Origin of the sequence: Allobosea sp. BK604 (assembly GCF_004341515.1) — a bacterium.
Taxonomy (GTDB): domain Bacteria; phylum Pseudomonadota; class Alphaproteobacteria; order Rhizobiales; family Beijerinckiaceae; genus Allobosea.
Genome location: NZ_SLZF01000009.1, coordinates 213,990 through 234,662, shown reverse-complemented (window position 1 = coordinate 234,662; position 20,673 = coordinate 213,990). Strand labels below are relative to the sequence as shown.

Annotated in this window: 19 protein-coding genes; 11 read left to right on the top strand and 8 right to left on the bottom strand. The window is 63.6% G+C overall.

The features are described from left to right. Positions 1-148: 148 nt before the first annotated feature. The 3 genes from paoC to paoA are packed head-to-tail and all read right to left on the bottom strand — an operon-like array spanning position 149 to position 3,942. Positions 149-2,356 (bottom strand): aldehyde oxidoreductase molybdenum-binding subunit PaoC, encoded by a 2,208-nt coding sequence (paoC, locus tag EV560_RS26185; protein WP_131858772.1) that lies wholly within the window; start codon positions 2,354-2,356, stop codon positions 149-151. 3 nt (positions 2,357-2,359) lie between these two features. Continuing rightward, positions 2,360-3,310, bottom strand: coding sequence for an FAD binding domain-containing protein (locus tag EV560_RS26180; protein ID WP_131858771.1), 951 nt, complete (start codon positions 3,308-3,310; stop codon positions 2,360-2,362). Next, on the bottom strand, positions 3,307-3,942 hold the full coding sequence (gene paoA, locus EV560_RS26175; protein ID WP_131858770.1) for an aldehyde dehydrogenase iron-sulfur subunit PaoA: 636 nt from the start codon (positions 3,940-3,942) through the stop codon (positions 3,307-3,309). Before paoA ends, EV560_RS26180 begins: the two co-directional genes overlap by 4 nt. A 333-nt stretch (positions 3,943-4,275) precedes the next feature. Here paoA and EV560_RS26170 point away from each other — a divergent pair, with 333 nt between their 5' ends. The 4 genes from EV560_RS26170 to EV560_RS36730 all read left to right on the top strand — a co-directional run bounded on the left by EV560_RS26170 (position 4,276) and on the right by EV560_RS36730 (position 6,499). After that, complete coding sequence (locus EV560_RS26170) at positions 4,276-4,779, top strand: MOSC domain-containing protein (protein WP_131858769.1); 504 nt, start codon at positions 4,276-4,278, stop codon at positions 4,777-4,779. A 756-nt stretch (positions 4,780-5,535) separates the two neighbouring features. Then, positions 5,536-5,811 carry a hypothetical protein gene (locus EV560_RS26165; protein ID WP_131858768.1) on the top strand — a complete coding sequence of 92 codons (276 nt, stop codon included), beginning with the start codon at positions 5,536-5,538 and terminating at the stop codon, positions 5,809-5,811. Positions 5,812-5,902: 91 nt separating this feature from the next. Continuing rightward, entirely contained in the window at positions 5,903-6,151 is a 249-nt protein-coding gene (locus EV560_RS26160; RefSeq protein WP_131858767.1) for a hypothetical protein, read from the top strand. Positions 6,152-6,364: 213 nt separating this feature from the next. Continuing rightward, positions 6,365-6,499: a hypothetical protein gene (locus EV560_RS36730; RefSeq protein WP_282568878.1), complete on the top strand. Its 135-nt coding sequence runs from the start codon at positions 6,365-6,367 to the stop codon at positions 6,497-6,499. Positions 6,500-6,787: 288 nt separating this feature from the next. On the opposite strand, the gene EV560_RS26155 is transcribed toward EV560_RS36730, so the two are convergent. Then, a complete protein-coding gene (locus EV560_RS26155) occupies positions 6,788-7,441 on the bottom strand; it encodes a lipocalin family protein (RefSeq protein ID WP_248312215.1) in 654 nt (217 codons plus the stop codon). Positions 7,442-7,701: 260 nt separating this feature from the next. Between EV560_RS26155 and EV560_RS26150 the strand changes: the two genes are divergently transcribed. Next, positions 7,702-8,439 (top strand): SDR family oxidoreductase, encoded by a 738-nt coding sequence (locus tag EV560_RS26150; protein WP_131858766.1) that lies wholly within the window; start codon positions 7,702-7,704, stop codon positions 8,437-8,439. On the opposite strand, the gene EV560_RS36900 is transcribed toward EV560_RS26150, so the two are convergent. Continuing rightward, complete coding sequence (locus tag EV560_RS36900; RefSeq protein ID WP_165923632.1) at positions 8,390-8,851, bottom strand: LysR substrate-binding domain-containing protein; 462 nt, start codon at positions 8,849-8,851, stop codon at positions 8,390-8,392. The genes EV560_RS26150 and EV560_RS36900 overlap by 50 nt on opposite strands. A gap of 367 nt (positions 8,852-9,218) precedes the next feature. Further along, positions 9,219-9,536, bottom strand: a complete 318-nt coding sequence (locus EV560_RS26140; RefSeq protein WP_131858765.1) for a hypothetical protein — start codon at positions 9,534-9,536, stop codon at positions 9,219-9,221. Positions 9,537-10,387: 851 nt separating this feature from the next. On the opposite strand from EV560_RS26140, the gene EV560_RS26130 reads away from it, so the two are divergent. Together EV560_RS26130 and EV560_RS26125 are read left to right on the top strand one after the other, a co-directional pair. Beyond that, entirely contained in the window at positions 10,388-11,965 is a 1,578-nt protein-coding gene (locus tag EV560_RS26130) for an arylsulfatase (protein ID WP_131858882.1), read from the top strand. Between the two features lie 775 nt (positions 11,966-12,740). Next, on the top strand, positions 12,741-13,994 hold the full coding sequence (locus EV560_RS26125; protein WP_131858764.1) for an HWE histidine kinase domain-containing protein: 1,254 nt from the start codon (positions 12,741-12,743) through the stop codon (positions 13,992-13,994). Here EV560_RS26125 and EV560_RS26120 read toward each other — a convergent pair. Together EV560_RS26120 and EV560_RS26115 are read right to left on the bottom strand one after the other, a co-directional pair. Next, positions 13,991-14,344 carry a response regulator gene (locus tag EV560_RS26120; protein WP_131858763.1) on the bottom strand — a complete coding sequence of 118 codons (354 nt, stop codon included), beginning with the start codon at positions 14,342-14,344 and terminating at the stop codon, positions 13,991-13,993. The genes EV560_RS26125 and EV560_RS26120 overlap by 4 nt on opposite strands. Before the next feature lie 372 nt (positions 14,345-14,716). After that, positions 14,717-15,355, bottom strand: a complete 639-nt coding sequence (locus EV560_RS26115) for a GntR family transcriptional regulator (protein ID WP_248312222.1) — start codon at positions 15,353-15,355, stop codon at positions 14,717-14,719. A gap of 277 nt (positions 15,356-15,632) precedes the next feature. Between EV560_RS26115 and EV560_RS26110 the strand changes: the two genes are divergently transcribed. Genes EV560_RS26110 through EV560_RS26095 form a run of 4 tightly spaced genes read left to right on the top strand, consistent with a single transcriptional unit; the run spans position 15,633 to position 20,673 of the window. Beyond that, entirely contained in the window at positions 15,633-16,829 is a 1,197-nt protein-coding gene (locus EV560_RS26110) for an enolase C-terminal domain-like protein (RefSeq protein WP_131858761.1), read from the top strand. Between the two features lie 7 nt (positions 16,830-16,836). After that, the gene (locus EV560_RS26105; RefSeq protein WP_131858760.1) at positions 16,837-18,048 is read left to right on the top strand and encodes an enolase C-terminal domain-like protein; all 1,212 of its coding nucleotides are present in this window, start codon (positions 16,837-16,839) and stop codon (positions 18,046-18,048) included. After that, the gene (locus EV560_RS26100; RefSeq protein WP_165923630.1) at positions 18,000-19,694 is read left to right on the top strand and encodes an ABC transporter substrate-binding protein; all 1,695 of its coding nucleotides are present in this window, start codon (positions 18,000-18,002) and stop codon (positions 19,692-19,694) included. The genes EV560_RS26105 and EV560_RS26100 overlap by 49 nt, the downstream gene beginning before the upstream one ends. A gap of 46 nt (positions 19,695-19,740) precedes the next feature. After that, positions 19,741-20,673, top strand: coding sequence for an ABC transporter permease (locus EV560_RS26095; RefSeq protein ID WP_131858758.1), 933 nt, complete (start codon positions 19,741-19,743; stop codon positions 20,671-20,673).

Here is a 20,673-nt window from a genome sequence, read left to right as displayed (position 1 = left end):
TCCCGGGTGACTTCCGAAACCGCGCCACGTCGTGAACCGGAGGCATCGCGTACATCCGCGCGTATTCCCGGCTGAATCGGGATGCGCTCGCGGCATCCCTTACGGGCAACGGCTGGCTTGACGACGACCAGGAATAACCGAAAGCCACTCAAGCGGCTTCCGGCATCCGGGGCAGCAGCTTGTCGAGCGTGATCGGGTAGTTGCGCACGCGCACGCCGGTCGCGTTGTAGATGGCGTTGGCCACGGCAGCGCCGACCCCGCAGATGCCGAGCTCGCCCACGCCCTTTGCCTTCATCGGCGAGGACATCGGGTCTGCCTCGTCGAGAAAGACCACGTCCTGATGCGGAATGTCGGCATGCACCGGCACCTCGTAACCGGCGAGGTCGTGGTTGACGAAGAAGCCACGGCGCTTGTCGACCGCCAGTTCCTCCATCAGCGCCGCGCCTGCCCCCATGGTCATCGCGCCGATCACCTGGCTGCGAGCGGTTTTGGGGTTGAGGATGCGCCCTGCCGCGCACACCGCCAGCATGCGCCTGACCCGCGTCTCGGCCGTAGCCGCGTCGACACCCACTTCCACGAAATGCGCGCCGAAGGTGGATTGCTGGTGCGTCTCGTCGAGATCGCCATATTCGATCGTGTCCTCGCCGGTCAGGGGGCCGGCCTCTGCCGCGCTCTTCAGCGGGAGGCTGCGATTGCCGGCTTTCACCTCGCCGCCCGCGAAGACGGCCTCTGTCGAGTTGATGCCCAGCTTTTGCGCCACGGCCTCGCGCAGCTTCACGCAAGCTGCGTAGACGCCGGCCGTCGAGCTGTTGCCGCCCCACTGCCCGCCGGATCCGGCCGAGACGGGGAAGGCGGAATCTCCCAGCTTCACCACGACCTTTTCGAGATCGACGCCCAACATCTCGGCGGCGGTCTGCCCGATGATGGTATAGCTGCCGGTGCCGATGTCGGTCATATCGGTCTCGACCGTGACGATGCCCTCGGCGTCGAGACTGACGCGCGCGCCCGACTTCATCACGAGGTTGTTGCGGAAGGCGGTCGCGACGCCGAGGCCGATCAGCCAGTTACCCTCGCGCATCTGGCCCACCCGCTCCGAGCGACGGGACCAGCCGAACCGTTCCGCGCCGAGCTTGAAGCACTCGTCGAGCCGCCGCATCGAGAAGGGCCGCCCGGGCTTCTCCGGGTCGACCTGCGTGTCGTTGAGGAGGCGGAAGGCGATCGGATCCATCCCGAGCTTCTCGGCCATCTCGTCCATCGCCATTTCCAGCGCCATCAGGCCCGGTGCCTCGCCGGGCGCGCGCATAGCGTTGCCTTCCGGCAGGTCGAGCTCGGCAAGACGCATCGCGGTCATCCGGTTGGCGCCGGCATAGAGCAGCCGCGTCTGCTGCACCGCGACCTCCGGCCCGCCGCCCTTGAGATCGCCCGACCAGCTTTCATGGCCGATCGCGGTGAGCTTCCCCTCCTTCGTCGCGCCCAGCCGGATACGCTGGATCGTTGCCGGCCTGTGCGTCGTGTTGTTGGCCATCAGCGGGCGCGTCAGCGCCACCTTGACCGGCCGCTGCGCCAGGCGCGCGCCCAGCGCCGCCAGCAGCACATCGGCACGCAGGAACAGCTTGCCGCCGAAGCCCCCGCCGATGAAAGGCGAGACGATGCGGATGTTCTGCTTGGGAATGCCGAGCGTCGTCGCCATGTCCGTCACGCCCCAGGCGACCATCTGGTTGGCGGTCCAGAGCGTCAGCCTGTCGCCTTCCCAGGCGGCGAGCGTGGCATGGGGCTCCATCATCGCATGGCTCTCGTCGGGCGTCGTGTAGGTCTCGTCGAGGCTGACCGGCGCGCTCGCGAAGGCGTCCACAAAGTCGCCGACATGGGTGTCTTTGAGACTGGGGTCGTCGCCCTCGGGCTTCGTGGCCCTGTCCTTCGCGGCCGCGAGGTCAAAGGCGCCCTTGGCCGCGGCATACTCCACCTTGATCAAGCTAGCCGCGGCGCGCGCCTGCTCGAAGCTTTCGGCCACCACCAGCGCGACGGCCTGATGGTAATGCTCCACCTCCGGTCCCGCGAGCAGGCGGGCGGTGTTGCGCGGGCCCTTCTTCAGATTGCCGGCCTCCTTCGCCGTCACGATCGCAAGCACGCCTGGCGCCTTTCGCGCGGCGTCGAGTTCGATCGAAGCGATGCGCCCCTTGGCGATGCCGGCGCCGATCACATAGCCATAGGCCTGGTTGGGCACGACATCGTGCTGCTCATAAGCGTAGCGGGCTGTGCCGGTGACCTTGCGGGCACCGTCGATGCGATCATGCGGCTGTCCGATCACCTGGAGGCGGTCGATCGGGTTCGCGGTTGCAGGCTTGTCGAATTTCATGGTTCAGCCCCTCGCTTGCGTCAGCACGGCGCCGAGCGTGCGCTCGACCAGCGGCAGCTTGAACGCGTTGTCATGGGTAGGCTTGGCGCCGGCGAGAATGGCCTCGGTGGCAGCCTTCGCGCCGCGGGGAAGTTCCGCCTCCGCCTTCTCGACGCGCCAGGGTTTCGGCGCGACGCCGCCGAGCGCGATCCGGCCGCTGCCGTCGCGCTGCACGATGGCGGCGACGGAAATCAGCGCGAACGCGTACGACGCCCGGTCCCGCACCTTGCGATAGATCTGCGTGCCACCGGCGGGCTTCGGCAGCGTCACCGCCGTTATGAGCTCGCCCCTTTCCAGCACAGTCTCGACATGAGGCGTCTTGCCCGGCAGCCGATGCAGATCGGCAACGGGGATCGAGCGGGTCGATCGATCGGGCTTGACCGTCTCGACCGTGGCGTCGAGCGCCCGCATTGCCACGGCCATGTCCGAGGGATGCGTCGCGATGCAGGTGTCGCTGATGCCGACGACGCCGAGCTGGCGCGAGAACCCGTCGATCGCCGAGCAGCCACTCCCCGGCTGGCGTTTGTTGCAGGGCTGCGCCGTATCGTAGAAATACGGGCAGCGCGTCCGCTGCAGCAGGTTCCCGGCGGTGGTGGCGCGGTTGCGCAACTGGCCCGAGGCGCCCGCGAGCAGCGCCCGCGACAGCACCGCATAATCACGCCGGACGCGCTCGTCCGCGGCCAAGGCGGTGTTGCGGACCAGCGCCCCGATGCGCAGCCCGCCATCGGTGGTGGGCGCGATTGTGTCGAGCCCCAGCCCGTTGACGTCGATCAGATGCGTCGGCGCCTCGATCTGCAGCTTCATCAGGTCGAGCAGATTGGTGCCGCCAGCGATGAACCTGGCGTCGCGATCGCTTGCAGCGGCCGCAGCCGCCTCGGCCGGAGAAGCGGCCTTCTCGTAACTGAAAGCCCTCATCCGCGCCTCCCGGCAACCTCGGTGATCGCCTCGACGATGTTGGAATAGGCACCGCAGCGGCAGATGTTGCCGCTCATGCGCTCGCGGATCTCGGTTTCGGTCAGGGCCATCGGGCCGGTCAGATCGGCGCTGACATGGCTTGGGATGCCCGCCTTGATTTCATCGAGAACCGCGACGGCGGAACAGATCTGGCCCGGCGTGCAATAACCGCACTGGAAACCGTCATGCTTCACGAAGGCCGCCTGCATCGGGTGGAGATCATCGACGCCGCCCAGCCCCTCGACCGTCGTCACCTCCGAGCCCTGGTTCATGATCGCCAGCGTCAGGCAGGAATTGATCCTCTGCCCGTCGACCAGCACGGTGCAGGCGCCGCATTGGCCATGGTCGCAGCCCTTCTTGGTGCCGGTCAGGTGAAGGTGCTCGCGCAGCGCGTCGAGCAAAGTCGTGCGCGTATCGAGTTCGAGCTTGTGAATGCGCCCGTTCACGTTGAACGAGACCTCGCTCAGCACCGGCTTTCCGACTGGCGCCGGCTGAGCGCGCGCGCCCGCCGCCGTCGTAGAAAAGGCAGCACAGGCGCAGGCGATGACCATCAGGTCGCGTCGGTTCATTTCCAGTTCGCTGGGAGTTGGCATACCCGCCTCCGGTTTCGGCAAATCGCAGCTGGGGGCTCGCTCCCGAGACAGCTGCGTTGCGAAGGAGAACGACGGAAGCGGCGGCTAGTTCATTCTCGCTCTGAAATGCGCGCACACGAGATCGTCAGCGCGCTTGCGCATCGTCCGATCAGTCCATCTGGAACGTCCGCTGTCCGGCGACGCTCGAATGCCAGCTTGGACGCTAGCGAGAAGCGACTGGTTGGCGCGGCCGGGTGGGTAGTCGCAGCGACCTGACCTTCGCGAACGGATATGCAGAATGGTCCGGAACTTTTTCGGCGATTGACCGCCCGATAGACCTGATTGGCTCAACCCATGCCCTTTAATCCTTCATCTTCGCTGACCATGCTCTTGAACGCACCGGTCAGATCGGGACAGGTTGTGTGGCTCGGCATTCGGCCGCGCCGTCGAGAGCCTGTACGTGCGGTCGAGACCGCGGAATTCGATGCGGCAGGAGGCGTGATCGGCGACCGTTACGCTCGTGTCGCTGGGGCGCGTCAGGTCACTTTGATCCAGGCAGAACACCTGGACGCAATCGCCAGTCATTTGGGACGTTTGAGTGTGGTGCCAGCCGATCTGAGGCGCAACGTCGTCACCCGAGGTCTCAACTTGCTCGCGCTGAAGGAGAAGCGCTTCCGGATCGGTTCCGCGATCCTCGAGACGACCGGAGAATGTCACCCTTGCTCTCGCATGGAGGAAATACTCGGCACGGGCGGATACAATGCGGTGCGCGGACTCGGAGGTATTACGGCACGCATCGTCGAGGGTGGAACGGTCAACGTCGGCGACACCCTCTCACCCATCTTGCCCTCTCCCTGACAAAACACATCCGTCGGCTGTGTGGCCGGAGCGATGCGGTACCCGCTGAATATCCTGGTTGGTTGCAGTAAGGGCATCGGAGCCTGCCGGGGCCTGCGGCGTTCGTCTCGCGGCACTCATCCAGCGCCAGCCTACCGCCGACCGCTGCGAGCCGCGGATGTACCGGCCGCCCGGTCGGAGGTAGCACCGAGATCGAAAGCGACAGTTCGCACGCGCGACGACGGTCAGAAGGCCCGGCACTCCTAACGGAGGCTGGGCCTTTTCTCTCGCGAGGGTTGTTCGATCACCTCAATGGTCGGTAAGGACAAGGCGATTCTCAGGGGAACGGCTGCGCTTCCTGGTCAGTTCGCGTCATGCTGGAATTCAATGGGAGGGTTCAATGGGCCTTGTCGAATTCACGATCCTGATCGGGTGCGTTTCAGTCCGCTCGGTTCCTTAGGACGGGTAGCTGAACAAATCTCGCCGCGCCGCGTTCCGCTCGCATTCCCTTGAGATGCCACGACTTGGCCCACCGTTGTGAAAATAACGGTGGGCCTTTTCGCGGAACACATCCGCGTCGTCAGCGTTCTGCGAGTGGGAATGCCAGTCCCACGTCATGAGACTAAAGCCCCGCCAGGCCATGCTGGTGGGGCCTTTTCTTTGGCGACGGTTCAGGTGTCGAGGAATTGCTTGCGAGTTCGGATGAAATATTGTTTGGAACCAATATAAAGAAGCGATGTTCTGTACTCAGATATCCACCCCATCCGGAGTGTACAGATGAAGAAGTTCCTGCTGCTGGCCCCCCTCGCTTTCATGGCACTCCCGATGGCGGCTGCGCCCGCTTCGGCGGAGACGGTCGTTGTCAAGGAGCGCCGCCACGTGGATTCCGGCCTCCATCGTGGCTGGCGTAACGGTCACGGCCATGGCGTTCGAAAGGTCGTTGTTCGGCGCGACGTCGGCCATCGTGGGGCCACCCGCGTCACCAAGAAGGTCACCCATACGAACGCCTACGGCGATCGGGTGACCCGGAAAGTGACACGCGAAGTCAATTGACCGTTCACTGTGGGAACGCCGCCCGGTGTTCCCACTTCATCGCCGACGGCTTGCCGTCTGCAGATCAACTGACCCGAGACTGTGGCTGCATATGAAGAACGCTATCCTGACCTTGAGCCTCGCTTCGCTCCTCGCATTCGGCACTGCCGCATGGGCGGGCGAGAATTTCGACACGACCGCCTTTGCAGGAATCCCTGGGATCGAGCTGGGCGCGCGGCTCAACTCCGAGCCCAAGGGCAAGGTTCAGCCCACTTCGGAAGAGGCCAGCGAGACCTCCGTGACGACGCGGCAGGCACCGAACCAGCGCAAGGTGAGGATCGTCTATCCCCTGCCGAGATGAACGGCTCGCCGGCATGGACATCGCGCAGCTGAGCGATCGCTATCCTTCGGAGCAAAAGTTCGGCACCCCGATGGGATAGGCTCGCATGTGGCGGGAAAAACGCCCCCATGGCCACGGATGAACGCATTCTCTTGCCTTGAAGACTCGGCCCGGATGGCCCCAACGGAGCGGTTATAGGTCAAGCGTCTCGCCGCCTTCTCCGGCTCCAGCGCCTTGGTCGAAGCCGGGCTCGACCTCGCGATCAGCAAGAGCGCGACGCTCGGTGTCTCCTATACCGGGAAGCTCGCGCAGGATGCCCAGGACCACGCCTTCAAGGCGAATCTCGCGGTGAGGTTCAGCGGGGCATAGTCGCGCGGTGGCTTGGTGTAGCCTCCGCTCGGCATGTTCAGGTGGAGACGTCATCGGATGAAGTCTCATCTCGTGAACGTCCGCTTTCGGGCAGTAACCCAACGTCCGCTTCTCTAATCGGGCAGCTGGGTCAAGCTCGGATTATCTGTGCAGGGGTCTCGTTCACGCGGGTCACGCTTCTCTTCGCAGTCTGGTGGCTTCTTTTGTCGAGCAAAGCCGCTGCACGCATGCATCGGATCGGGTCTGTAGAGCCTCTGCGAGCGCCGCAAGAAGCGATGAAAGCGCGCCTCAGTGGCGTGGCTGCTCGGGGAATTCCAGCTTGCCGACATCATAGCCAAGCGCAGCCGCACGCGCGACCAACCGCTTACGCTGCGCGGCGCCAATCTGCGGATCACGCGTGAAGATATAGAGGTCGCGCAAGGTCGGATCGGCCGAGATGAACCAGCTGTAGTCGTCGGCCCGGTCCAGCACCCAATAGTCGCGCTGCACCGGCACGAAGCCATAGAGCTTATAGTCCACCCTGAGCTTTGCGTTAAAGCCGGGGTCAAGGATCGTGCCGGGGCCGCCGACCGTCTTGAGCTCGCCGCGCGGACCGCCCATACGACAGGAATCGAGCACTTGGATGCCACCGGCGCGGTCCCGCCCATATTCGGTCGCGCCGGCAACGCAGCCATCAGTGATCGTCATCGGGCGGCGGGCGATCTCTCGCCAAGTACCCGAATAGAAGCGCTGAACGTCAATCCGCTTGCGCGGCTCGGGCGCCTTCTGCGCCTGAGTCATCGAGTTCCCCGCGCAGCCGGCGAGCGAAACGGTGGCGACGGCGGCGAGCAGAATCGATTTCATGGAGGCCTCCCGGGCGACGAGCGGCCGTCCTAGCGGGCGCCTCTTGAGGGTTACGCGCGAGCCCGCCCCGCGGATCACCCATGGGGCGATTTCTGACACGGCAAACTCCGCGACACAGGTCCGCGCTCGGCAACCGTCCAATGTCCTCAACGACACAGTTTAGAGTCGGTGCCGACAGGCTTTCGGGCGGGTATCCGAGAGGTTCAGGCCTGCGCACTGCCGCCTTGATTTGTTCGCCCCGCCAACTGACTTGCGCTACGCGGCCTATCGGCAACGCCGATAACATCATCGGATCATTCCGTTTCCCAACGAGCGCCCAAAGCTGGAACACAGCCGGCAGATCGGAAATGGAGACCGAGATGACCAGCAATAGAACGAGCCCGCGCCGTATCCTCATCGCCGGCGGGAGTTCCGGCATGGGCTTCGCCTTGGCGCGACGGCTGACAGGGGCCGGTGACCATGTGGCGATCGTCGGTAGGGATTCCTCTCGGCTCCGGCGCGCACGGGATGAGCTCGGGGCTTCGCCGTTGATCACGACGTATGCAGCCGATATCACCTCCGAGGGCGAGGTGCAGGCGCTGTTCGCGAACAGCGAATGGTTCGACCATATCGTTTGTACGGCTGCCGATTTTACGGGCGCTTACGAACTGCTCCCTGCGCTCGACCTGGATGCAGCCCGGCGCGCTATCGAGAGTAAGATCATCGGCCCGATCCTGCTCGCCAAGCACGGCAGTCCGAAACTCGCCGCCGGGGGATCGCTAACCTTCACATCCGGCATCGCAGCCTACCGGCCGATGGCACGGGGAACCGTCGTCGCGACTATAAACGCGGCACTCGAAGGTCTCGTCCGAGCCCTGGCCGTCGAACTGGCTCCCATTCGCGTGAATGCAGTATCGCCGGGCTGGGTCGATACACCGATATGGCAGGCGGTCGCGGGCGAAAGGAAGGCACCGGTTCTCGCCGGGATGGCGGAGCGCCTGCCGGTCGGTCGCGTGGGTCAACCGGAGGATATCGCTGATGCCGTGGCTTTCCTCATCGGCAACGGCTTCACGACGGGCACGGTTCTTCACGTCGAAGGCGGTCATCGTCTCGTTTGAGAGAACGCCGCGCTCGTCCCGCCCGGGTCAGAAGGAGCGTCAGGCTGGGCGGTTGAACGCGACGGCGGCGCCATACCATGTCGAGTGTCGCAACGAGCTCAAACCCGGACGATGGGATCGCAGCAATGGCACCACGCTCGAACGCTTCCCTGGCCGCGATCCGAGGCACGAGGGCATAGCCGCTGCCGGCCGCGACGAGACGTACAATTGCCTCGATGCTGCCGACCTCCGCAAACGGCCTCGGTGGCTTGAGACCGATCTGGCGCCAAGCCTGATCGAACAAATGTCGATAGACGCATCCGGGCTCGGTGGTGATGAACGTTTCGGCGCGAAGTGCATCGGGATCGAATATGCTTCCTGCCGCCGGCGGTCCGATCATGACCAGCGGCCCATGCCGTGCTGAGAACGCCAATCGCAAGCGCTCCAGTCCAAAACACCAGGCGCGGCTTCCAGAAGCGCGGTGAGGTTGCCAGAGTTCGAGAGCGCCGGAGCAACCGGATTTTCGTTACGCGCCCGATCATTCAACTCTCTTAAGGCGACAACCCGATTGATTTCCAGTTGTGCTTCGACCTGGCTGGAGCGCTACGCTGAGCTGCCGAACTTGCAGCAGAGGGGCGAGCGTCGGAGAGCGATCGGATAACTTTGCATCGTCCATGCCATTCATTGATGGGCCCTCCATCGAGGACCTGTCGAAGCGGCACTGTCCCCCGGACCGGCGCCATTCTTGACGAGGATACAAGCATGGGTCTGCGAGACCTGCGCGGCCTGGCGGCGCGTCACTAGGCGAGCCGCCCAAGCGTCCGCCGCAGCGCCTTGATCTCGTCGGCCTCGGTCACGCCGGGGGGCGGTTGCGGCGCCACCTTGAGTTGGTCCGTCGTTATGCCCTGGCCGGCGCCCGTGTCGTCGCGGACCACGAAGAGCATTCCGGGCTCTTTCAGAACGAATGCCAGCGCGGCATCCAAATCCGTGGTCGAAACCTCGAACGTCAAACGCGTTCCCTCCGGCCTTGAAGCCTTGAAAATATTGACGAATCGCCGAAGCGCGGCACGGCGCTCTTCGTCGGTACCGCAAGCGGGTTTCACTTCGCTCTCAACCAAATCCGCGTCCCTTCACGTCGCGTGCCGCCCACTTGAAGTAGGCGGCGCACCTGAAAAGGGATCAACCCCGCCACGCTCATTGCGGCGTTGGCTTCAGTGCATGGGCACCGGACGGTTGCCAGAAGCTGCGTCTCCTACCATCGGTCTCAAAATGCGTTGTGGTCGCCTCGACGACAAGCCGCGGCGTCTCGCCCCTGGGGCGACCAGGTCAGTTCGCGCGGGCGAGCCGTACAGGCAACTCGGCGAGGGCGCGAATGCCGAGACGCTTCCGCCAGCGGATCTGTCCGATGGGCTTCGCAAGATGGAGATCAGGATAGCGCGCGATCGCGCGCTCCAGCGCGACCGCCGCCTCGGCGCGAGCGAGCTGAAAGCCGAGGCAGAAATGCACGCCCGTCCGTGACGGGCGAAGACGCTCGCCGGCAAATCGCCGCCCGTGATCGCCTCGCTCGCAGGCCGACTTTTTCAACGGTATCGGTCGGGAGCGGACACTGCGCGCCGTCAGCTCCAGCCGGCGGGGCCCTTTTTGCTTTCGGGCGAATGTCCGGGAACTGACCGACGAGGCACGTAAGCAACACCCCCTTGTATGAGTCGGGCGAAATGGCAGACAGTGCCCGGGGGCGTTGGAAGTATCCCCTTGAAACAGAAGTGGACCCTAAGCGACATCATCCAAAGTCAGAACGCCTTCGAAGTTGGACTGACTAATCTGATTGAGCTTGCATGGGAGACCAGTAATGGAAGCCAATAAGCCACGTAATTCAGATCAAAGTTCGTCGAATTCCACACAAAACTCCACTGCCTTGGAGCCGGACGAGAGAGGCAGCCCGTCCAGGGCAAAACTGACGCGGCGCGGGATGTTGCTAAATGGGGCGACTCTAGTGACCGCGTCTGCCCTCGGAGCGGCTGCGCAGCTTCAGAACGTGCAGGCCCAATCGCAGCCCACGGCTGCTCCTGGCGCCAAGCCGAATATCCTCGTTATCTTCGGTGACGATATCGGTCAGACAAACATTAGCGCCTATTCGTTCGGATTGATGGGTTACAAGACGCCGAACATCGACCGCATCGCCCGAGAGGGGATGATGTTCACCGACTACTATGCTGAGCAGAGCTGCACAGCTGGCCGCTCAACCTTCATTACTGGGCAATGCACCCTTCGCACTGGACTTTCCAAGGTCGGTATCCCCGGCGCTCACGCTGGCCTGCAACCGCGCGACGCCACCATCGCGGAACTGCTGAAGCCATTGGGCTATTCGACCGGTCAGTTCGGCAAAAACCATCTGGGTGATCGCGACGAATTTCTGCCAACCAACCACGGATTCGATGAGTTCTTCGGCAATCTCTACCATCTCAACGCCGAGGAGGAGCCGGAGAAGCGTACCTATCCACGCGATCCAGAATACAGAAGGAAATTCGGTCCGCGCGGTGTCCTGAAGTCATCCGCCGACGGGAAAATCGAAGATTCCGGCCCGCTTACTCGCAAGCGCATGGAAACCATCGATGACGAGACGTCGTCGGCGGCGATTGACTTCATCCAGCGTCAATCCAAGGCCAACCGTCCCTTCTTTTGCTGGTACAATTCAACACGGATGCACGCCCGAACTCACGTGCGCGAGGCGCACCGCAGCCCGCCGGGGCTCACATCCTTGACCGAGTATGCCGACGGCATGGTCGAACACGATGCAGTAATCGGAACCATCCTGAAGTCTCTCGACGATCTCAATATCGCAAACAACACGATCGTCATTTACACGACCGACAACGGGCCGCATCAGAACACTTGGCCCGACGCGGGAACGACCCCGTTCCGCAGCGAGAAGAATACCAATTGGGAAGGCGCGTTCCGCGTGCCAGCCTTGATCCGTTGGCCTGGAAAGATTCAGGCGGGATCGATCTCGAACGAACTTTTCAGCGGGCTCGACTGGATGCCGACGCTGCTGGCGGCGGCAGGCGAGCCGGACATCAAGGAAAAGCTACTGAAAGGTCACCAGGCTGGCAATAAGTCCTTCAAGGTGCACTTGGATGGGTACAATCAGTTGCCGCACCTTCTGGGCCAGCAACCCAAAGGAGCGCGCAAGCAATACATCTATTTCAATGACGATGGGGATCTCGTCGCGATAAGGCACGAGAACTGGAAGGCTGTCTTCGAGGAGCAGCGTGCGACCGGCACTATGCGCATTTGGGCAGAGCCCTTCACGAAGTTGCGCCTAGCCAAACTATTCGACCTGCGTTCGGATCCTTACGAGCGCGCGGACATCACGTCGAACACTTACTGGGACTGGGTTTTCGACAATGCTGGTCTGATGTACGGCGTGCTGGCGGAAGCTGGTGAGTTTCTCCAAACCTTCAAAGAGTTTCCGCCAAGCCAGCGGCCCGACAGCTTTAGCGTCGATCAAATGGTCGAGAAGCTTCAACGAAGCTTGGACTCCAAGTAGCGGAGATAAGCTTCGGTCGGCCGGCTCCAATGCCGGCCGACAATTGCAATTGCCTCCGTCGACCGGATGTTTCGAACGCGGTGGAGGGTGCGTTTTCAATCTCTGCGTCATTAGCAGCGCTATCCGAATTGGGCCGAAGTGGCGCCTTTAGCCCAGTGCCGCCAATGTCCGCTTGATGGCAAGGCTCCAATGTCCGCACTTGGCGCATCTGACTGCGAGCCGATGACGTAACGACTCCGGATGCGGCATTCTGGAGGGAGGATGCGATCATGGATATTGCTCGACAGCCATCGATACGTCCCGCCTGGAATACCGGACGGATAATCGGTCCGAAGCCGCCTTTTCCAAGCCTGGAACAAGCCCTGCCGCGATGGCCGCGCCGGCTACAGTGCTGATACCCGCCTTCATCGTGTCGCGACGGGTCAGTGATGGGGACTTCATGCGCGATCCTCTCCGTTGAGAACGTGAGTAAGGACGTCGTCCTGATCGCGCAGCCAGTCAGCGAAGCTCGATCCGGGCCTATCGGGCATACCTGACGGGTAGATTGCTGCCGGATGAGCCTCGGAGCAATGCGGATAAAGCGGGAATGCCCCCCGAAAGGCGCAAGGCTAGCGACGCCAGGCGCATAGCGGGCATCGACGGACGTCAGCGGATCAGAAGTCGTCAGCCGGCGCGGTCGATCGTTCACGGATTCTTCGTTCGCAAGCTGGTGGCAAGTTGGTAGTGTGATGCGATGCGCAATTCATTTGACGCCTCGGGTTTGTCCGGAGGAACCATGGCAAGCCAGCTCCAAGCCCGTTCGGACGATCTGCAACTTGTCCCGCCCGCGGCTCCGGAGATTGGACCGGACGACGTCGATCTCCTCCATCAGATCAGCGTCGAGCTGATCGGCGAACGCGATCGAACAGAGCTCTACGGCAAGATCGTCGATGCCGCAGTTTCGATCACGCGTTCCCAGTTCGGCACGATGCAGTTGCTGTGCCCCAAGGATGATCCGTCCGGCCATGGCGGCCAGTTGCAGCTTCTCTGCCACCGCGGACTGCCGCCTCATGCCGTCAAGTTCTGGCAATGGGTCAAGCCAACCGCCCACAGCAGTTGCACGGTTGCGCTCAAGGTGGGCCAGCGCGCGATCATTCCCGATTTCGAGGCGTGGGACGACATCGCAGGCACTCCCGATCTCGTTGCGTTCCGGGAAGCGGGGATCCGTGCCGCGCAGACCACGCCGCTATTGTCGCGGGACGGCGCTCTGCTCAGAATGATTTCCACCCATTGGACCGAGCCGCATCGTCCGTCCGCCCGCGACCTGCGCCTTCTCGACATTCTGGCCCGGCAGGCAGCCGATCTGCTCGAACGCACGATCCGCGAGGAAGCCCTTCAGACACGCGAACAGGAATTGGAACGCGCCTGCGAAGCTCTCCGGGACAGCGAACTGCGCCAGACGATGCTGACCGGCGAGATGAGTCACCGCGTCAAGAATCTCTTCGCGCTGGTCAACACGATGATCCGGTTCGGCGCAAAGAGCGCGACGGACAAGGATGATTTCGCGAGAAGTCTGTCAGGACGTCTTCATGCGCTGGCCGAGGCGCATCATCTGGTTCTCGCCGGGGAAGCAACAGCGTCGGTCTCGGAGCTTGAGCATATCATTCGATCGGTGGTCGAACCCCATCAGTCGGCGGACAGCCTTCGTTTCGACCTTACGGGGGCGGCGGTGTCGGTGAGACCGGAGTCGATCAGCGGTCTGGCGCTGGTGATCAACGAGCTCGCCACGAACGCAATCAAATACGGAGCGCTGGCCTCCGACGAGGGTACGGTCGCCGTTTCATGGAGCACGGAAGACGACCATCTTTCGGTTCGTTGGGAAGAACGAGGCGGAGCTGCGGTCGAGGCCGCGCCGGAGCGCATCGGCTTCGGGAGCCGCCTTCTCGACAGCACCATCGTCCGTCAGTTCGGTGGCGCGTTCTCACACGATTGGCAGCGTGAGGGTGTGGTAGTGTCGATCAAACTGCCGCTGACGTCGATCCTCGGCTAGGCGGCGGCCCGCAGGGCGGCTTCGATCTGCGCTGGCTGATACGGCTTCGCGATGAACGGCACGTATTCCGGGAGTTCGTCCGCTCCGGGCCTCATTCTTCCCGACACCACGATCACGTGGATCGGCGGCCATCTGTCACGGATGGCGAAGGCGAGCTGGATCCCGTTCATCGAACCGGGCATTTCGACATCGGTCAAGACGATCGCGATCGCGGGATACTGTTCCAGCCGAACGATCGCCTCGTCAGCGTTCGCCGCCTCGAAGACTTCGTATCCGGCGGATTGCACGATCTCGACGGCGTCCATGCGGATGAACGCATCATCTTCGACGACCAGAACACTGATTTTCAAGATTTTTGCCTAAAGCGAATCTCGGCCCCAAAAGCCCTTAACGAACCAAACCCTGCTTGGTTCGCGACAGCACAAGATATTCCTCACAGGAGCATATTCACGCCGTACGACGGAACGCTCTGCGGACTCTATCCGGAAGGCGCTCCGCCCTGCCGCTTTTGCCCGTTATGGCGCTCGCTCGGCGACATTTTTGGGCTCTGCCTCTCGAGGCATCAGCTCTATGCAAGCTCCTTCTGAGGGGGGCTGCACGTCATCTGACGCCACGCCTGTTCTTCGAGCTCGAGATCGTCACCGGGGCGGGCGTCTCAACATTCAATCTCCGCTTCGGGGCAGCAAGCCAACGTCCGGTCATGGCGCCCACGCGAAGGTCGATTAACGCGGCAATCGTTCGATGAGCTCGTCGATCGAGCGCTGGATATGGCTGCGCATCAAACGCCGGGTCAGTGCTTCGTCATTGGCTGCGCAAGCTGCGATAATCGCTTCGTGCTCGGGTATCATGTCCTGCAGGCGATGGTCCGGAAAACCGAAGCGCCGCCTCGTTGCGCCGACGAAAGCATCGTGCTGCTCGAGCAGGACCAGCGCGGATCGGTTGGGGCGGATCCTGAGGATCCTGGCATGAAAGGCGCCGTTGGTCGACGAAATCGCGGCCACGTCCCGTGCTCCGATGGCCTTGGCATAGTCGACATGGATGGCCCGGAGCGCATCGATGTCCGAAGGTCTCGCAACCGCCGCGCTATAGCCCGCCAGCGGTGGTTCGAGAGACAGCCTGATCTCGAAGAGTTCGCGGATGAAATCACGTTCGATCGAACGCACGCGCGCGCCACGATTGGGCAGGATTTCGATCCAACCCTCGCCCTCGAGCTGTCCCAGTGCCTCGCGGATCGGCGCCGGGCTGGTGCCGTAGCGCTCCACCAGCGTCGCCATCTTGAGATGCTCCGCCGGCCCATAGACGCCGGTGATGATGTCGGCGCGGATCGCGTTGCGCAGCCGCTGATAGGTCGTCGCCTGCATCGGCATGATCGGGATGACTGAACTCATTGCGACCGCCTTTCCGACCAAAGAGCTCCTGCCGACCTGAACCCAATCATATGCGGGCCAGAAGCCTACCGGCGCCGAGACTGACAAGGCCCGGGCCGGCCCACATCGTACTTGACATCTCGCATGCCTTCGCCGGTTATAGATATTATATAATCTGAATTGCGCTGGCTCGCGCCAGTCAAGTCCGACGGAATCGACATCCGATCCGGCTGCAATTCGCCAGGGTGGAAACGATCGACGGGACTGGCCGATGGACGGGTTGCGCCAAGACGAAGCCGCGCATTCGGAACGAGCTGACGGCCGTTCGAGCCGTATTTCCCGCATCGAGCTCTGGATCTTCAGCTATCCGATGGTGGGCGTCGGGCCGGGCGGCGTCGATGTGACGGGCGCGAGGTCCGAGCGCACGCGGCTCGCCGTCCGCATCGAAACCAGGGACGGCGCCCAGGGGTCCTATGTCGGCGGTCAGGCCAACGCCTTGTCCCAGGCGACCGCCTGCGCGCGCAGCGTGCTCGGCCTCGACGCCTTCGCGCGCGAGCAGGCCTATGAGCGCATCCGCCGGCAACTCCGCAAGGAGGACCGGATGGGCGCAGGCGTCATCGACATCGCGATGTGGGACCTTGCCGGCAAGAGGATGGGTCTCTCCGTCTCCCAGATGCTCGGCGGCACCAAGACCAGATTGCCCGCCTACGCCTCGACCTGGTTCGGCGGCGAAGGCGGCGGGCTCTCGACGCCGGAAGCCTTCGTCGATTTCGCCGAGGAGTGCCACGGCCTCGGCTATCGCGGGTTCAAGATGCATGGCTGGACCGATGGCAGCCCGGTGCGGGATGCCGAGGCCGTGCGCCTGCTCGGCCGGAAGGTCGGCGACCGGATGGCGCTGATGCATGACGCCGCGTGCCATCTGCGCAATTTCGCCGATGCGCTGGAGGTCGGACGCGCTTGCGACGATGCGAACTTCTTCTGGTACGAGGACCCCTACAGCGATGGCGGCCTCGCCGCACACTCCCATCGCCGCCTGCGCGAGATGCTGCGGACACCGATCCTGCTCGGCGAGCATGTCCGCGGGCTGGAATCGATGGCGACGCTGACGCTTGCAGATGGCACCGATTTCGTGAGGGCAGATCCCGATTTCGACATCGGCATCACCGGCACGATGAAGATCGCGCATTTCGCCGAAGCGCTCGGCCTCGACTGCGAGCTGCACGCGCCCGGCCCGGCCCATCGCCACTGCATGGCGGCGATGCGCAACACCAATTTCTACGAACTCTCGATGGTCGGCCCTTCGCGCGGAAACTTCAACGCGCCGGTCTATACCTGCGGTTATTCCGACGCGCTCGACGATATCGGCGAGGATGGCTGCGTCCCGGTGCCGGAAGGCCCCGGTCTCGGCGTCAGCTACGACTGGGACTATATCGCCCGCAACGCCAAATCCCATGTCGTGGTCGAGTGAGGCACCCATGCTGAACCAAGAGGCCACGCGTCACGTCGCGCGCGATATCCCGCAGGGCGAAGCCACGAGGATCAGGCGGATCGAGATCATCCGGTTCAAGCAGGAGATGGAGAACGTCGCCTTCGACGTCAGCCCGAGCGGCATCGACATGCCGGGCGTCCGCACGACGCGAAAGCGCATCGCGGTGAGGATCGAGACGCGCGACGGCGCGGTCGGCGAATATGTCGGAGGCCGCACGGATACCGCACCCCAGACGGAGTTCATTGCAAAGCGTATCATCGGGCGCGACTGCTTCGCCCGCGAGGCGGTCTACGAGGATACGCGACGCTGGCTGCGCAAGGAGGATCGGATCGGCGGCTGCCAGATCGACAATGCGCTCTGGGATCTTGCCGGCAAGCGCACGGGCCATTCGGTCAGCGACATGCTCGGAGGCCAGCGCGGCAAGCGCTTGCCTGCCTATGCCTCGACCTGGTTCGGCGGCGATGGCGGCGGGCTCGCGACGCCGGAAGCCTTCGCCGACTTCGCCGAGGAGTGCCACGGCATCGGCTATCGCGCCTTCAAGATGCATGGCTGGACCGATGGCGGTTGGCGCCGCGACGCGGCGGCGATCAGGCTGCTCGGCAGGCGCGTCGGCGGGCGCATGAAGCTGATGCATGATTCAGCCTGCCATTTGAAGACGTTCGCCGATGCGCTCGCCTGCGGCAGGGCCTGCGACGAGGCCGGCTTCTTCTGGTACGAGGATCCCTATAGCGACGGTGGCCTGGCCGCCCATGCCCACAGGCGCCTGCGAGAACTGATCAAGACGCCGATCCTGCTCGGCGAGCATATCCGGGGCGTCGAGGCGATGGCGACGCTGACGCTGGCGGACGGCACCGATTTCGTACGTGCCGATCCCGATCTCGACATCGGCATCACCGGCACCATGAAGATCGCCCATTTCGCGGAAGCACTCGGTCTCGACTGCGAGCTGCACGGCAACGGACCGGCGCATCGCCACGCCATGGCGGCGCTGCGCAACACGAATTTCTACGAGATTGCCATGGTCGGTCCGTCGCGCGGCCAGCCGGTCGGCACCTATTACACGGATGGCTATTCCGACAAGCTCGACGCCGTCGCTCCGGACGGATGCTTCGTCGTGCCGGTGGGGCCCGGCCTCGGCGTCAGCTACGATTGGGATTTCATCGAGAAGAACAAGCTCAGTCACAGCGTCTTCGAGTAAGCGCGGCCGCAAGAGCCGCCATTCGGCAAATGGAGGAAACGATGACTTTGATCACCCGACGTCTGGTCGTCGCCGGCGGCGCGGCCGCTGCTGGTCTATCCGCATTCGGCGGCACGGCATCTGCCCAGGCGGGCGATACGCTGACGCTGCGCCTTCAGGCCCGCGATCTCGGCTCGATAGACCCCGCTCTCACGAAGACCGGCGATGACGAGACCATCGTGCTTCAGATCTTCAACTCGCTGGTGAACACCAAGCGAGGTACGATGGATATCGACCTCAAGGATCTCCAGCCGGAGCTGGCGGAGCGCTGGGAGATCTCCCCGGACAAGAAGACCTGGACATTCTTCCTCAAGCCCGGCGTGAAATGGCACCAGGGCTATGGCGAGGTCTCGGCCGAGGACGTGAAATTCTCCTATGAGCGCCAGCTCGACCCCAAGCTCGGCGGCGTCCATGGCGCGACCTTCAAGGACATCGACACCATCGAGGTGGTCGATCCGCTGACGGTCCGCTTCGTGCTCAAGGGGCCGAACGCCTTCTTCCACGCCTCGGCGCTGACGCCGGGCTTCGGGCGCTTCATCGTGCCGAAGAAGGCGGTCGAGAAGCTGGGTGCCGAATTCGGCCGCGCGCCCATCGGGAGCGGGCCGTTCGCCTTTGCCGAATATCGACCGCAGGAAGCGATCGTGCTGAAGGCGAACAAGGATTATTTCCGCGGCGCGCCGCCCACGGAGACGCTGCGCTTCCGCTACATACCCGCCGACAACGCGGCCACCATCGCCTTTATCGGCAAGGAGATTGACCAGACCAGCGGGCCACGCGAGCCGCGCTGGGTGGACCAGATCCAGAAAGCCCGCTCCGATGCGAAGATCAGCATCATGCAGCCAGGCAGCTTGCAGTTCGTGCACTTCAATATGAAGATCAAGCCGCTGGATGATGTCCGCGTGCGCCGTGCCATCGCCTATGCGGTCGACCGGCGCGTCTGGAAATCGGTGTTCGGCGTCGTGCATGGGCCGCTGCCGGCCATCGTGCCGGAGGAGTTCTACGGCGCCATCAAGGCGGCCGATATTCCCGCCGATCTGCGCTACGAGTTCGACCTCGCCAAGGCCAAGGCGCTGCTGTCGGAAGCCGGGCACCCCAACGGCTTCTCGATCGAGGCGCTCTCCAGCGAGCGCTCCGACTACAAGCAAAACATGCTGATGGTGCAGGACATGCTGCGCAAGGTCGGCATCGACGTGAAGCTGAAGATCGTCGACCATGCCAGCTATCACGCCGCGATCCGCAAGGACGAGGGCACCCTCGCCATGCTGTCGACCGCGATCGCGCCGACCGCGCCCGCGGTGATCAACGAGTTCCTGCATTCTGCCGCCGCGGTGGGCAAACCCGCCTCGCTACGCAACTTCTCGCATTACGGCGAGATGGGCGGCAGCGTCGACAAGCTGGTGGACGATGCCGTCGGCGAGACCGATGTCGACAAGCAGCTGGCACTGCTCAAGGAGGCGCAGCTTCAGATCCTGCGCGACATGCCGGTGCTGCCGCTGCAGACGCAGCCGCTGGTCAGCGCGATCCAGGGCAATATCGACCTTGGCTACAAGCCCGTGAGCGGCTTCGGCCAATACGAATACGCCACGGCGCGCCGCGTCTCCCGCTGAGCGAAGGCGGCGCCGCCGCGCCGGCTTCCATCCGAGAATTGTCGAGATGGCGCGTTTCGTGATCAAGCGACTCGGGGAGGCGGTTCTAACCGCCTTTCTGGTCTTCTCCTTCGTCTTTTTCGCGATGCGCCTGCTGCCGGGCGATCCGGTGATCGCGATGCTGGGCGACCGCGCCAATGCGCAGAATGTCGAGAACGTCCGGCGCAACCTCGGCCTCGACCAGCCGCTGCTCGTCCAGTACGGCCGCTTCCTCTGGGGGCTGCTCCGGCTCGATCTCGGCCGCTCGCTCGTCAATGGTGTCGACGTGGCGCAGACCATGCTGCGCCATCTGCCCTATACGATCATGCTGACCATCGCCTCCACCCTCATCGGCATCGCGATCGGGGTGCCGGTGGGCGTCGCTTCGGCGATGCGGCCGAGCGGCGGGCTCGACCATTCGACGCGGATCGTCTCGCTGTTCGGCGCGGCGCTGCCGGACTTCTATCTCGGCCTCATTCTCCTGATCGTCTTCGGACTGAAGCTGGGCTGGTTTCCACTGCTGGGCGGAGGCGATTCGGCGCTGGACCTGCGCTATCTCGTGCTGCCGGCGATGACGCTCGGCCTGCTCAAGGGCTTCGGCCTGATACGCCTGACGCGCACCGCCGTGCTCGACGTCTCGGGCCGCGACTATGTCCGCACCGCCCGCTCGCTGGGCACGCCGGAGCGCGAGGTGGTCTGGCAGCACATCGTGCGCAACGCGCTGATCCCAATCACGACGCAGCTCTCCTTGATGATCGTCGCGACGCTGGGGGGCACGATTGCGATCGAACTCGTCTTCAACCGGCCCGGCGTGGGGCAACTGCTGGTCGGCGCGGTCACCGCCCGCGACTACAACCTGATCCAGGGCGGCATCGTGATCCTCTCCATGCTGGTGGTGCTGGTCAATCTCGCCACCGACATTCTCTACGTCGTGATCGATCCACGGGTGAGGGGGAGCTGA

What these genes read in the sequence shown, in the direction of transcription:
- EV560_RS26165 (WP_131858768.1), top strand. Translation starts at nt 5,536, where the DNA reads ATGAAGAAGTTCCTGCTGCTGGCCCCCCTCGCTTTCATGGCACTCCCG.
- EV560_RS26150 (WP_131858766.1), top strand. Translation starts at nt 7,702, where the DNA reads ATGACCAGCAATAGAACGAGCCCGCGCCGTATCCTCATCGCCGGCGGG.
- EV560_RS26130 (WP_131858882.1), top strand. Translation starts at nt 10,388, where the DNA reads ATGTTGCTAAATGGGGCGACTCTAGTGACCGCGTCTGCCCTCGGAGCG.
- paoC (WP_131858772.1), bottom strand. Translation starts at nt 2,356, where the DNA reads ATGAAATTCGACAAGCCTGCAACCGCGAACCCGATCGACCGCCTCCAG.
- EV560_RS26105 (WP_131858760.1), top strand. Translation starts at nt 16,837, where the DNA reads ATGCTGAACCAAGAGGCCACGCGTCACGTCGCGCGCGATATCCCGCAG.
- EV560_RS26110 (WP_131858761.1), top strand. Translation starts at nt 15,633, where the DNA reads ATGGACGGGTTGCGCCAAGACGAAGCCGCGCATTCGGAACGAGCTGAC.
- EV560_RS26115 (WP_248312222.1), bottom strand. Translation starts at nt 15,355, where the DNA reads ATGCAGGCGACGACCTATCAGCGGCTGCGCAACGCGATCCGCGCCGAC.
- EV560_RS26095 (WP_131858758.1), top strand. Translation starts at nt 19,741, where the DNA reads ATGGCGCGTTTCGTGATCAAGCGACTCGGGGAGGCGGTTCTAACCGCC.
- EV560_RS26125 (WP_131858764.1), top strand. Translation starts at nt 12,741, where the DNA reads ATGGCAAGCCAGCTCCAAGCCCGTTCGGACGATCTGCAACTTGTCCCG.
- EV560_RS26170 (WP_131858769.1), top strand. Translation starts at nt 4,276, where the DNA reads ATGCCCTTTAATCCTTCATCTTCGCTGACCATGCTCTTGAACGCACCG.
- paoA (WP_131858770.1), bottom strand. Translation starts at nt 3,942, where the DNA reads ATGCCAACTCCCAGCGAACTGGAAATGAACCGACGCGACCTGATGGTC.
- EV560_RS26180 (WP_131858771.1), bottom strand. Translation starts at nt 3,310, where the DNA reads ATGAGGGCTTTCAGTTACGAGAAGGCCGCTTCTCCGGCCGAGGCGGCT.
- EV560_RS26160 (WP_131858767.1), top strand. Translation starts at nt 5,903, where the DNA reads ATGAAGAACGCTATCCTGACCTTGAGCCTCGCTTCGCTCCTCGCATTC.